This is a genomic window from Kytococcus schroeteri, assembly GCF_002847825.1.
GTDB classification, from domain to species: domain Bacteria; phylum Actinomycetota; class Actinomycetes; order Actinomycetales; family Dermatophilaceae; genus Kytococcus; species Kytococcus schroeteri.
On record NZ_PKIZ01000004.1, the window covers coordinates 63785 to 75431 of the forward strand.

Here is an 11647-nt window from a genome sequence, read left to right on the forward strand (position 1 = left end):
CCCCGGGGTGGCCGCCGGGTGACGGCCCGGTGGCGCTCAGCCGGCGGCCACCCACGCGACGATGTCCCGCTCGGCGGCCTCGACCACCTCGCGCGGGGCCCGGCTCGCGGCGAAGGAGGCCCGCGCGAGGTCCCCGAGGGCGGCGGCGTCCAGCCCGTGCACGTCGCGTGCGGCCACGTACTGGTCGGCCAGCCGGGAGCCGAAGAGCAGCGGGTCGTCCGCGCCGAGCGCCACCGTCGCCCCGGCGTCGAGCAGGGCCCGCAGGGGCACCTGGTCCAGGGCGGAGTACACGCCCAGGGCCACGTTGCTGCCCGGGCACACCTCCAGCGCGATGCCGCGGCGCACCACCTCCGCCAGCAGCTCGGGGTCCTCGCTGGCCCGCACCCCGTGGCCCAGCCGGTCCGGCGCCAGGGCGTCCAGTGCGTCGGCCACGTGGCGGGGACCGAGCAGCTCCCCGGCGTGCGGCACCGAGGCGAGCCCCGCCCGACGCGCGATGGAGAACGCCTTGGCGAACTCCGCGGTGTCCCCGCGGCGCTCGTCGTTGGAGAGTCCGAAGCCCACCACCGTCCCCGGGCCGTCCCCGGCGTGCTGGGCGGCCAGACGGGCCAGAGCGCGGGCGTCGTAGGGGTGCCGGGTGCGGCTCGCCGCCACCACCACGGCCACGCCGATGCCCTCCTCGGCCGATGCCCGGCGCGCCTCGTCGAGGACGATCTCCAGCGCGGGCGTGATGCCCCCGACGTGCGGGGCGTAGCTCGTGGGGTCCACCTGGATCTCCAGCCAGCGCGACCCCTCGGCGGCGTCGTCCTGCGCGGCCTCGCGCACGATGCGGCGCATGTCGGTCTCGGTCGTCACGCACGCCCTGGCGGCGTCGTAGAGGCGCTGGAAGCGGAACCAGCCGCGCTCGTCGGTGGCACGCAGCACCGGCGGCCAGTCGTCCACGAGCGCGCTCGGCAGCCGCAGGCCCTTCTGCGCGGCCAGCTCGCGCAGGGTGCTGATCCGCATCGACCCCGTGAAGTGCAGGTGCAGGTGCGCCTTGGGCAGGTCCACGACCCTGTCACCGGGCTGGAGCAGGGCGCCCGTGACGAGGTCGTCGGTGCGGGGGGTGGCGGTGCCGGCGTCCATGTCCGGAGTCTGCCACCCGGGCTCGAGCTGCCTCCTCAGGCGTCGTCGGCGTCGACCACGTGGTCCACGGCCGGGTCGCTCATCGCCCCCTCGCCCTCGTCCTCGATGCCGTTGGTGTCCTGCTCGCGGGCCAGGCGGTCGGTCGCGGGCTGGGCAGGGTCGATGCCGGCCAGCGCCCCGTCGGCCTCCCGCCCCGCGTCCTCGACCACCTCGCTGCCGTCCTGCACGAGGTCGTCGGTGCCCAGGTCCTCGGCGGTCACCTCGCCGTACTCCTGCTGGGCGTCCACCTCCTCGGCGGGGCCGTCCGGCTCGTCGTCATAGCTGAGCGTGCCGTCCCCGCTGAACTCCTGGTCGGGGTCCACGAGGTCGTCCACGGCGTCGAGATCGGAGGCGGTGCGGGGGAAGTCCTGGCTCATGGGGGTCTCCTGGGTCGTGTCCACCGGGTCGGCCCGCTGCGGGCGGGGCGTCAGGCCCAGTCTCCGCCCGTGCCCGGCGGTCGTCCACCCGGCGGGGTCCGTCGCGCCACGCGGCGGGGCCGCCCACCACGTGCGTGGTGGGCGGCCCCTGCGGCATCGGTGCGGTGCCGTGTCAGTCGCGGGCCTCGGCCAGCAGCTTCTGGATGCGGCCCACGCCCTCCTCCAGGTCCTCGTCGCCCAGGGCGTAGGAGAGGCGCAGGTAGCCCGAGGGGCCGAAGGCCTCACCGGGCACCACGGCCACCTCGGCCTCCTCGAGGATGAGCGCGGCCAGCTCCAGGGAGGTCTGCGGGCGCTTCCCGCGGATCTCCTTGCCGAGCACGCCCTTGACCGAGGGGTAGGCGTAGAACGCGCCCTCCGGCATCGGGCACTCCACGCCCTCGATCTCGTTGAGCATCCTCACGATGGTCCGGCGGCGGCGGTCGAACGCCTCGTGCATGCGCTCCACGTCCTCCATGCCACCGTTCAGGGCCGCGACGGCGGCGCGCTGCGAGACGTTGGCCACGTTGGAGGTGGCGTGCGACTGCAGGTTGGTGGCGGCCTTGATGACGTCCACGGGGCCGGCCATCCAGCCCACGCGCCAGCCGGTCATGGCGTACGTCTTGGCCACGCCGTTGAGCACCACGCAGGTGTCGGCCAGCTCCGGGACCACCACCGGCATCGAGTGGAACTCCGCGTCGCCGTACACGAGGTACTCGTAGATCTCGTCGGTGACCACCCAGATGCCGTGCTCCACCGCCCAGCGGCCGATGGCCTCGACCTCGTCGCGGGAGTAGACCGCGCCGGTGGGGTTGGAGGGGGAGACGAAGAGCAGCACCTTGGTGCGCTCGGTGCGGGCGGCCTCGAGCTGCTCGACGGTGACCTTGTACTCCTGGGTCTCGTCGGCGAAGACCTCCACGGACGTGCCGCCGGCCAGGGCGATGGCCTCGGGGTAGGTGGTCCAGTAGGGGGCGGGCAGGAGCACCTCGTCGCCCGGGTCGAGCAGGGCGGCGAAGGTGTTGTACACGGCCTGCTTGCCACCGTTGGTCACGAGCACCTGCTGGGGGGTCAGCTCCAGGCCCGTGTGGCGGGCGGTGGCCTCCACGATGGCCTGCTTGAGCTCGGGCAGGCCGCCGGCGGCGGTGTACCGGTGGTTGGCCGGGTCGTGGCAGGCGGCCGCGGCGGCCTCCACCACGTGGGCGGGGGTCGGGAAGTCCGGCTCGCCGGCGCCGAAGCCGATGACCGGTCGGCCCTGGGCCTTGAGCTCCTTGGCCTTCGCGGTGACGGCCAGGGTCGCGGACTCGGCGATCGCGGCCAGGCGGCGGGACACTCGGGCGGGCTGCTGGGCGGGGGACTGGTCGCTTGTCATGCCCGCCATTCTGGCAGCCGGCCCCGCACGGCCGGGGCCCCGTGGGGGTGCCGGCCGGGGCGCGGAACCACCGCCGAGGGGGCGGCAGGGGCCTCGGGTGGAAATCAGGTGCCGCCCTGCAGTAGAGTGCCCGGTCGGTGCACCACCGTGCGCCGACCACGGCGGTCGACCCACCGGCCGCCGAAGGGCATTAGCTCAATTGGTAGAGCACCGGTCTCCAAAACCGGGGGTTGGGGGTTCGAGTCCCTCATGCCCTGCGCAGTCCGTCCCCGCGGAACCAGCACGTGAAGGAGTGAGCGTGACCGAGCCCAGCGCGGCAGCAGCCGAGCGCAGCACGGCCCCGGCCGACCACTCCGAGGTCCCCCTGCGTGAGCGGAAGGCCCAGGGGAGCAACCCGGTCTCCCGCTTCTTCAACTCCATCGTGCTGTTCCTGCAGCAGATCGCGGACGAGTTGAGCAAGGTCGTGCGTCCCACGCGCGAGGAGCTCGTCAGCTACACGCTGGTGGTGCTCGTCTTCGTGGGGGCGATGATGGCCTTCGTCTTCGGACTCGACCAGCTGTTCTCGCGCCTGATCGACCTCGTCTTCGGCTGAGGCCCGGCGCAGGACCCCCGGGGTCGATGCCGACGGGCCCCGCGCCCGTGGCCGACGAGGCCCGCCCCAGCACCGGCAACCAGCACACGTGGAGGAACCAGAGCATGTCCGAGGAGACGCCCGACCAGGCGACCGAGCTCGAGGCCGACCAGGCCGTCGAGGAGTCCGCTGTGGCCGACGAGGTCGAGGCCCCGGAGGCCGACGCCACCGTCGAGGGTGAGCAGGCCGAGGCCGCGGACGACGCCGCCGAGGTGTCCGAGGAGGACGCCGCCCCCACCGCCGAGGACCAGGCCGAGGAGTTCCGCGCCATGCTGCGCGACCAGTTCGGTGACTGGTACGTGCTCCACACCTACGCCGGCTACGAGAAGCGCGTGAAGGCCAACCTGGAGCAGCGTGCGGTCTCCATGAACATGGAGGACTACATCTTCCAGGCCGAGGTGCCCATGGAGACGGTCACCGAGATCAAGAACAACCAGAAGAAGACGGTCGAGCGCGTGCGCATGCCCGGCTACTGCCTGGTGCGCATGGACCTCACCAACGCCTCCTGGGGCACCGTCCGCAACACCCCGGGCGTCACCGGCTTCGTGGGCAACGCCACCGACCCGGTGCCGCTGAGCCTGGACGAGGTCTTCGACATGATGGCCCCCGACTTCGAGTCCCAGGCCGAGGCGGCCGCCGGCTCGCAGGAGGGCGCCACCACGGTCGAGCCGCAGGCAGGCACCCCGCAGATGCCGCTCGTCGACTTCGAGGTCGGCGAGGCCGTCACCGTCATGGAGGGTCCGTTCGAGACCCTTCCTGCCACGATCTCCGAGATCAACGTCGAAGCCCGCAAGGTGCAGGTGCTGGTCTCGATCTTCGGCCGGGAGACCCCGGTCGAGCTCGCGTTCAACCAGGTCTCCAAGATCTGATGCGCGGCGGGGCCGCGGCCCCGCACCCGGACCCCTCGGGGTCCTGACCTGCCACCGCCCGGCGGTGGCGATGCAACCGGGTCATCGCCCACGGCGTCGGCCCACGACCAAGGAGCAACAACATGGCCCCCAAGAAGAAGGTCGCCAGCTTCATCAAGCTGCAGATCGAGGCCGGCGCCGCCACCCCGGCGCCCCCGGTCGGTCCCGCGCTCGGTGCCGCCGGTGTCAACATCATGGACTTCGTCAAGGCGTACAACGCCGCCACGGAGTCGCAGCGCGGCAACATCATCCCGGTGGAGATCACGGTCTACGAGGACCGCTCCTTCACCTTCATCACCAAGACCCCGCCGGCCGCCCAGCTCATCAAGAAGGCTGCCGGCGTGCCCAAGGGTTCCGGCGAGCCGCACGTGAACAAGGTCGGCAAGATCACGGACGCCCAGGTGGCCGAGATCGCCGAGACCAAGATGAAGGACCTCAACGCCAACGACCTCGACATGGCCAAGCGCATCATCGCCGGCACCGCCCGTTCCATGGGCATCACCGTCGAGGGCTGAGGCCCCCTGCGGTGACGGCACCCGCCGTCACCGCGCCCCAGTGGTAGGGCCGGCGCTGGCCCGCACGACCACGACTCCCACCCCTTTCCCGAGGAGAGAACCATGAAGCGCAGCAAGAACTACCGCGCCGCAGCGGAGAAGATCGAGGCCGGCAAGGCCTACACCCCCCGTGAGGCCATCGCCCTGGCCCAGGAGATCGCCACCACCAAGTGGGACTCCACCGTCGACGTCTCCCTGCGTCTGGGCATCGACCCGCGCAAGGCCGACCAGATGGTCCGCGGCACCGTGAACCTGCCGAACGGCACCGGTAAGACCGCCCGCGTGGTCGTGCTGGCCAACGGTGACAAGGCCGAGGCCGCTCGCGAGGCGGGTGCCGACCACGTCGGCTCCGACGAGCTCGTCGAGAAGATCGCCGGCGGCTGGCTCGACTTCGACGCCGTCGTCGCCACCCCGGACCTCATGGGCAAGGTCGGCCGTCTGGGCAAGGTGCTGGGTCCGCGTGGCCTCATGCCGAACCCGAAGACCGGCACCGTGACCATGGACGTGGCCAAGGCCGTCACCGACATCAAGGGCGGCAAGATCGAGTTCCGCAACGACAAGCACGCCAACGTGCAGTTCATCATCGGCAAGGCGTCGTTCTCGACCGACCAGCTGGTGGAGAACTTCAACGCCGCGATGGACGAGGTCATGCGCCTGAAGCCGAACGCCGCCAAGGGTCGCTACATCACCCGTTCGGTGCTCTCCACCACGATGGGTCCCGGCATCCCGCTGGACCTGGGTGCCAAGGCCGACGCCTGAGCCACCCCGTGACGGTCTCGCCGCGGCCGTGAGCACCGCGAAGGGCCCCTCCCGCTCGGGAGGGGCCCTTCGGCGTCGTCGGTCCCGGGGTGTCCGGTGGTGGCGGGCCGTGTCAGGCGCCCTGTCCGTCCGGGGTGTCGGCCTCGTGCTGGGGCTCCTCCTCGGAACGCCCCGTCATGAACCCGAACAGCAAGGCGACGACGATCCCCGTCACCAGCGCCATGCCGGGGTCGAGGACGTTGAGCCAGGTGAGGCCGAGCGTCGCGGCGGTCGCGGCGCCGAGCTGCTGCACCTTGCGCTCGTTCCAGCGGGTGTCCCACGGGGCGAGCGGCGTGCCGGCGGTGCTGCGGGCGCCCTTCAGCGGCGCGAACCACGCGGCCACCATGAGCGCCAGGCTGCTGAGCGCGCTCACGAGCAGTGCGGGCAGGGCCGACTCGACGGTCAGGGCGTCGACACGGTGGACGGCCAGGCCGAGGGTGAGCACGGTGCCGAGGGTCAGGGTCCAGAGGAGCGGGGTTCGCATGGCCCCAGTCTTGAGCGGGGGCGGGCTCGTGGGGCATGACATCCGTCATGGGACGGGGTGAGCGGCCTCACCGTTGCCGAGTTGGTGCGCGGCGTGGGCCTCCGCTACTCTTGCCTGACCAATGACCGCCGGTCGTTGGTGCCCGCACGCCGGAGACGGAGTGGGAGCACCACCGAAGGTTCCGCTCGACGGACGGCCCGCGTAGGTGTGAGACGAGTTCCCGGACCGCTGCGTCCGCCCGTGAGGGTGTCGACGCGGGGTGTCGAGGAGTTTGCCCCGTGCCTGCGCACGGGGTTTTTTCGTTCGTGGGGCCCGGCACCACCACTGTAAGGAGGCCCACATGGCGAATCCCGAGAAGGATGCCGTCATCGCCGAGATCGCGGCTCAGCTTCGCGACTCGAACGCGGCCGTGCTGACCGAGTACCGCGGCCTGACCGTCGCGCAGATGGCGGAGCTCCGCTCCAAGCTGCGCGGCAACGCGACGTACTCCGTGGTGAAGAACACGCTGACCGCCCGTGCGGCGGCCGAGGTGGGCGTCGACGCGTTCGACGGTCACCTGTCCGGCCCCACCGCCATCGCCTTCGTCACCGGTGACCCGGTCGAGGTGGCCAAGGGCCTGCGTGACTTCGCCAAGGAGAACGAGGCCCTGGTCCTCAAGGCTGGTCTCGTCGACGGCCAGGCGTTCAGCGCCGCCGACATCGAGAAGCTCGCCAGCCTGGAGAGCCGCGAGACGCTGCTGGCCAAGCTGGCCGGTGCGATGAAGGCTCCGATGGCCAACACCGCCGCTCTGCTCAACGGCGCCCCGGCCCAGATGGCACGTCTGGCCGAGGCCCTGCGTCAGAAGGTCGAGACCGAGGGCCCGGTGTCCGGCGCCCCGGCCGCTGCGGACGCGCCCGCCGAGGACGCTGCCGCGGACTCCGAGGAGTCCACCACCGACGTCGCCGAGGGTGGCGACGACAACTGATCGCCCGGGCTCCCGCCCAGCGACCAGCCACCACAACTCGCCCGGCCCGCCGGGCACGCCACTCACGGCAGTAACGAAAGGAAGCCACCATGGCCAAGCTCAGCAACGACGAGCTCATCGAGCAGTTCAAGGAGATGACGCTGATCGAGCTCTCCGAGTTCGTGAAGCAGTTCGAGGAGGTCTTCGAGGTCACCGCCGCCGCCCCCGTCGCGGTTGCCGGTGCGGCCCCGGCCGCTGGCGGCGACGCCGGCGCCGCCGCCGAGGAGAAGACCGAGTTCGACGTCATCCTGGCTGCCGCCGGTGACAAGAAGATCGGCGTCATCAAGGAGGTGCGCGGTCTGACCTCCCTGGGTCTGAAGGAGGCCAAGGACCTCGTGGACGGCGCCCCCAAGCCCGTCCTGGAGGGTGTCTCCAAGGAGGAGGCCGACAAGGCCAAGGAGGCCCTCGAGGGCGCCGGCGCCACCGTCGAGATCAAGTGATCTCCGGGGGTCACTGACCCCCTCGCCGCACTGCGGTCACAGCGGGCCCCACCGTCACGGTGGGGCCCGCTGTCGCATGTCCGGAGGGTGCGGAAAACCAGGTGAGCTCGTCGGTGCCGGGGCATAGGCTGACCCCATGCCCGACCCCTCGCGCCCCACCGCCGTCCACGCTGCCGAACGGGCCGGCGCCACCGCGCGTCCCGTCACCTGGCGACGCCTGCTCACGCCGGCGTCCGCCGTGGCGCTGGCCGTGCTGACCGTGGGCGGCGTGGGCCAGTCCGTGGGGGCCGTCCTGGCCGGTCGCCTCGCTCAGGACCCGCAGGCGCCCCTCGTGGGGTGGCTCGCCCTGGCCCTCGTGGGTGGCGTGGTGCTCGATGCCGTGGGCCGCCTGCTGTGGGTGGGGGAGGTCGACCGCGCCGAGGGCGAGCTGCGCCGCGACGTGTTGACCGCCGTGACCGCGCAACCGGTGGCGGCCCTGGGCGACCAGGCGGTCGGTGAGCTGCTCGACCGCATCGACGACGACGCCACGGAGATCGGCTCGCTGAGCCGGGACATGCTGTGGAACGTCCTGTCCACCTTGGTGGCCGTTGTGCCGATGTGGGTCGTGGCCGGGCTCACCTGGTGGCCCGCCTGGTTCCTCTTCCCGGTGGTCGGCGCCGCCACCCTGCTCGTGGTGCGCCCGTTGCTGCCCCGGATCGCCGAGCTCAAGGTGCACGAGGAGGCCGCGTTCACCGCGCACGCCGCGGCCCTCGAGGAGGGCATCGCCGCCCGGGACGACCTGCGCACCAGCCTCGGCCAGCCGTTCGCCGTGCGCCGCCTGGCCGAGCTCTCCGCCGAGGTCCACCGCCGCTTCCGGGCGGTGCTGGGCCAGGAGGTCGCGGTCATCCTCCGTAGCGGGCTGGTGCTGCAGCTGCTCATGGTGGTGCTCGTGGTCGGGGGTGCCTGGGCCGTGGAGGGCGGGCACCTGGGCATCTCCGCGCTGGTCACCCTCTTCCTCGTGAGCAGCCGCTTCGTCGGCGTCATGTCGCAGCTGTCCGAACAGCTGCCGGAGCTCCAGGCCGGTATGGGAGCAGTCATCCGCGTGCGGCAGGCCATCGCCTCCGAGGCCGAGCCCGTCGGGGGTGACCCGCTGCCCGAGGGGCCGCTCGACCTGCGCTTCGCCGACCTGGACTTCTCCTACGGGCAGGGCACCTTCGCGCTGCGGGGCATCGACCTCCACGTGCCGGCCGGCCAGACGCTGGCCCTGGTGGGGCGCACCGGGTCGGGCAAGTCCACCCTCGCCTCGATGGTGACGCGCGCCATCGAGCCCCCGGCCGGCACCGTGCTGCTCGGCGGGCAGGACGTGGGCACCACCGACCTCGCGGCCCTCCGCGGGGGCGTGGGCACGGTCACCCAGCGCACCGAGGTGCTCGCCGGCACGCTGGCGCAGAACATCACGCTCTTCGAGGACCTCGGCGACGAGCACGTGCAGGCCGTCGTCGACGAGCTGGGTCTCACCGACTGGGTGGCCGCGCTGCCCGACGGCCTGCACACCCTGCTCGGCCCGGGCGGCCTGACGCTCTCGGCGGGGGAGGAGCAGCTGCTCGCCTTCGCGCGCTTGCTGGCCCGTGACGTGCAGGTGGTGGTGCTCGACGAGGCCACCGCCCGGATGGACCCGGTCACCGAGCAACGCGTGGTGCGCGCCTCCGAGCGCCTGCTCTCGGGGCGCACCGGCGTGCTCGTGGCCCACCGGCTCGGGACGATCGAGCGGGCCGACCTCGTGGCCGTGCTCCAGGACGGTCGCGTGCTCCAGCACGGCACCCACGCGCAGCTGTCCGCCGACGACGGCGCCTTCCGCGACCTCCTGCGCGCGGCCACCGCCGGGGACCACGCCGCGCAGGAGGAGCCCGACCCCACCGAGGACGAGGCCACCCAGCACGCGGTGGGTACGGCCCGTCGCCTCACCACGCCGCCCCCCCACCCGCGACGCCGGCCGCGCACCGTCGCTGGCCCGTGCGGTCTGGCGCGCCATCACGGCGCGGCCGGCCTGGGGCCTGGTGTCCATCCCGCTGTTCCTCGCGCTCTCGCTCAGCGGCGCCGTCGGAGCGGGGACGGCCTGGGCCTGGGGTCGGCTCGTCGAGGTGCTCGCCTCCGGGGGCTCCCCGTGGGGGTGGGTGACGGCGATCGTGGTGTTGCTGGTCTCGGCCCCGCTGCTGCTGGGGGCGGCGATCCTGCGCTACCCCCGGTGGTGGGTGGAGCTCATGCTGCGCATCCGCATGGCCGTGCTCGTGGGGCAGACCGAGCAACGACGCACGGAGAAGCTGCCGCCCGGCGAGGTGGTGGCCCGGGCCATGGACGGCGAGCGGTACATTCGCTACACCGACCGGTGGGTGGACCTCGTCAACGGTCTGCTCATCGCGCTGTTCACCGCCCTCGTCTCCGGGCACGCCACGAGCGGCCTGGTGCTGCTGGCCGTGCTCGCTGGATCGGCCCTGGTCTCCGCCCTCGGGCGGCCCCTGGCCGGCCGGTCGGCCACGGCGGCCTCCGCCCTGCGGGCCGAGTTCGGGCGTGCGGTCGGCTCCGCCCTGGAGTCCGCGCGCACGGTGAAGCTCTCCGGGCGGATGCCCCAGGTGCGCCGCCACCTGCTGTCACTCGACCGGCGCCGCGTGGAGGCCGCGGTCCTGGAGCACCGCGTGGCCGCAGGCCTCAAGGGCCTGCCGCCGATCCTGCTCCAGCTGGCCGCCGTGGGCGCCTGGTGGGCCCACCAGCAGGGGTACTGGGACCTCTCCACCACCCTGCTCGTGGCCAGCACCGTGCTCGGGTTCGTCTGGTTCGGGCAGGTGGCCGGTGCGGTGATCACCGAGGCCCCCGGTGTGCGCTCGTGGCAGCAGGCCACCCACGGCATGGCCGGTGGCCGCGACCTGGTGTCCCTCCCCGAGGGCGTGGACCTCGTGTCCGGACGGGCACCCGGTCCCGCACCCGTGGAGGTGGAGCCGCTGCGGGCGCTGACGCTCCAGGGGCTGGACGTCGTCCACGACGACGGCACGGTCGGTGTGGAGGGCGTGGACCTCACGGTGCACGCCGGCGAGCTCGTGCTCCTCGTGGGACCGGTGGGTTCCGGCAAGTCCAGCCTCCTGCGGGGCCTGGCCGGCCTGGAGCACACCCGCGGCACGCTGCGCTGGAACGACCGGGCCGTCGACGACCCCGAGACCTTCCTGCGCCCCGGTCAGGTGGCGTGGGTCGCGCAGGTCCCGCGGGTCCTCTCGGGCAGCTTCGCCGAGAACCTCCGGCTCGACCACGAGCGTGCGGTCGAGGCGGCCGTGGACGTGGCCCGCCTTGGCCCGGATCTCACCGCGGCCGGCGGCTCCGAGGCCCTCGTGGGCCACCGCGGGGTGCGCCTCTCCGGCGGCCAGGTGCAGCGCCTGGCGCTGGCCCGTGCACTGGCGGCGGACGCGCAGCTGGTGCTGGCCGACGACGTCTCGTCGGCGCTGGACGCCCGCACCGAGGTGGAGCTCTGGGAGGCCCTGCGCGCGGGGGGCACCACGGTGGTGGGTGCCACGTCCAAGCGGTCGGCCCTCCAGCGGGCGGACCGGGTGGCGGTGCTCCGCGGCGGGCGCGTGGTGGCCACCGGCCCGTGGAGCGAGCTCGAGCGCCAGTGGGGGCACCTCGCGGGGTGAGCACCTGGGTCCGGGCCGGGCCGGGCAGGGCGGTCCGGACCCAGGCCCCGGGTGCGTGTCGGGATTGACCGGGGCCGGTGGTGTGGGGCACAGTTCAACCGCTCGTCGGGGCGGGGGCGGTCCCACGACGCGGACCGACGCCGGGGGAAGGCGGCGGCACGTCGTCGGCGTTTGACGGGCCCTTGACAGGGGTGTACTGTGACTCGTTGCGCTGCCCCTTTGTCTCCAAC

11 protein-coding genes, 1 tRNA gene and 1 pseudogene are annotated in these 11647 nt (G+C 73.0%); 9 read left to right on the forward strand and 4 right to left on the reverse strand.

All coding sequences use genetic code 11. The features are described 5' to 3' along the window. Nucleotides 1–36: 36 nt before the first annotated feature. The 3 genes from CYJ76_RS03110 to CYJ76_RS03120 all read right to left on the reverse strand — a co-directional run bounded on the left by CYJ76_RS03110 (nucleotide 37) and on the right by CYJ76_RS03120 (nucleotide 2943). Nucleotides 37–1002 (reverse strand): adenosine deaminase, encoded by a 966-nt coding sequence (locus CYJ76_RS03110; protein WP_238138136.1) that lies wholly within the window; start codon nucleotides 1000–1002, stop codon nucleotides 37–39. 155 nt (nucleotides 1003–1157) lie between these two features. Further along, the gene (locus CYJ76_RS03115; protein ID WP_070705824.1) at nucleotides 1158–1538 is read right to left on the reverse strand and encodes a hypothetical protein; all 381 of its coding nucleotides are present in this window, start codon (nucleotides 1536–1538) and stop codon (nucleotides 1158–1160) included. Between the two features lie 172 nt (nucleotides 1539–1710). Then, complete coding sequence (locus CYJ76_RS03120; protein ID WP_070705876.1) at nucleotides 1711–2943, reverse strand: pyridoxal phosphate-dependent aminotransferase; 1233 nt, start codon at nucleotides 2941–2943, stop codon at nucleotides 1711–1713. Between the two features lie 184 nt (nucleotides 2944–3127). Here CYJ76_RS03120 and CYJ76_RS03125 point away from each other — a divergent pair. The 5 genes from CYJ76_RS03125 (at nucleotide 3128) to rplA (ending at nucleotide 5795) form a co-directional block, all read left to right on the forward strand. Then, nucleotides 3128–3200: transfer RNA gene (locus CYJ76_RS03125), tRNA-Trp, on the forward strand. A gap of 41 nt (nucleotides 3201–3241) precedes the next feature. Next, nucleotides 3242–3535 (forward strand): preprotein translocase subunit SecE, encoded by a 294-nt coding sequence (gene secE, locus CYJ76_RS03130; protein ID WP_168168518.1) that lies wholly within the window; start codon nucleotides 3242–3244, stop codon nucleotides 3533–3535. Nucleotides 3536–3639: 104 nt separating this feature from the next. Continuing rightward, nucleotides 3640–4443 carry a transcription termination/antitermination protein NusG gene (nusG, locus tag CYJ76_RS03135; protein ID WP_070705878.1) on the forward strand — a complete coding sequence of 268 codons (804 nt, stop codon included), beginning with the start codon at nucleotides 3640–3642 and terminating at the stop codon, nucleotides 4441–4443. Nucleotides 4444–4565: 122 nt separating this feature from the next. Further along, complete coding sequence (gene rplK, locus CYJ76_RS03140) at nucleotides 4566–4997, forward strand: 50S ribosomal protein L11 (RefSeq protein WP_070705848.1); 432 nt, start codon at nucleotides 4566–4568, stop codon at nucleotides 4995–4997. A 102-nt stretch (nucleotides 4998–5099) separates the two neighbouring features. Beyond that, nucleotides 5100–5795 carry a 50S ribosomal protein L1 gene (gene rplA / locus CYJ76_RS03145; protein ID WP_070705849.1) on the forward strand — a complete coding sequence of 232 codons (696 nt, stop codon included), beginning with the start codon at nucleotides 5100–5102 and terminating at the stop codon, nucleotides 5793–5795. Nucleotides 5796–5907: 112 nt separating this feature from the next. On the opposite strand, the gene CYJ76_RS03150 is transcribed toward rplA, so the two are convergent. Continuing rightward, nucleotides 5908–6318, reverse strand: coding sequence for a hypothetical protein (locus CYJ76_RS03150; RefSeq protein ID WP_070705850.1), 411 nt, complete (start codon nucleotides 6316–6318; stop codon nucleotides 5908–5910). A 340-nt stretch (nucleotides 6319–6658) separates the two neighbouring features. On the opposite strand from CYJ76_RS03150, the gene rplJ reads away from it, so the two are divergent. From rplJ to CYJ76_RS12760, 4 genes and pseudogenes are all read left to right on the forward strand, one after another. Further along, a complete protein-coding gene (gene rplJ / locus CYJ76_RS03155; RefSeq protein WP_070705851.1) occupies nucleotides 6659–7282 on the forward strand; it encodes a 50S ribosomal protein L10 in 624 nt (207 codons plus the stop codon). Nucleotides 7283–7371: 89 nt separating this feature from the next. Next, nucleotides 7372–7761, forward strand: a complete 390-nt coding sequence (gene rplL / locus CYJ76_RS03160) for a 50S ribosomal protein L7/L12 (protein ID WP_070705852.1) — start codon at nucleotides 7372–7374, stop codon at nucleotides 7759–7761. A 136-nt stretch (nucleotides 7762–7897) separates the two neighbouring features. Beyond that, nucleotides 7898–9346, forward strand: a pseudogene (locus CYJ76_RS13150) (ATP-binding cassette domain-containing protein); the annotation flags it as partial. 451 nt (nucleotides 9347–9797) lie between these two features. Further along, on the forward strand, nucleotides 9798–11417 hold the full coding sequence (locus tag CYJ76_RS12760; RefSeq protein WP_238138131.1) for an ATP-binding cassette domain-containing protein: 1620 nt from the start codon (nucleotides 9798–9800) through the stop codon (nucleotides 11415–11417). Nucleotides 11418–11647: the final 230 nt, after the last annotated feature.

Bases quoted from the DNA above. Each gene is read 5' to 3' on its own strand.
- rplL (WP_070705852.1), top strand. From the start codon at position 7,372: ATGGCCAAGCTCAGCAACGACGAGCTCATCGAGCAGTTCAAGGAGATG.
- rplK (WP_070705848.1), top strand. From the start codon at position 4,566: ATGGCCCCCAAGAAGAAGGTCGCCAGCTTCATCAAGCTGCAGATCGAG.
- CYJ76_RS03120 (WP_070705876.1), bottom strand. From the start codon at position 2,943: ATGACAAGCGACCAGTCCCCCGCCCAGCAGCCCGCCCGAGTGTCCCGC.
- rplA (WP_070705849.1), top strand. From the start codon at position 5,100: ATGAAGCGCAGCAAGAACTACCGCGCCGCAGCGGAGAAGATCGAGGCC.
- CYJ76_RS03150 (WP_070705850.1), bottom strand. From the start codon at position 6,318: ATGCGAACCCCGCTCCTCTGGACCCTGACCCTCGGCACCGTGCTCACC.
- CYJ76_RS03115 (WP_070705824.1), bottom strand. From the start codon at position 1,538: ATGAGCCAGGACTTCCCCCGCACCGCCTCCGATCTCGACGCCGTGGAC.
- rplJ (WP_070705851.1), top strand. From the start codon at position 6,659: ATGGCGAATCCCGAGAAGGATGCCGTCATCGCCGAGATCGCGGCTCAG.
- nusG (WP_070705878.1), top strand. From the start codon at position 3,640: ATGTCCGAGGAGACGCCCGACCAGGCGACCGAGCTCGAGGCCGACCAG.
- CYJ76_RS03110 (WP_238138136.1), bottom strand. From the start codon at position 1,002: ATGCGGATCAGCACCCTGCGCGAGCTGGCCGCGCAGAAGGGCCTGCGG.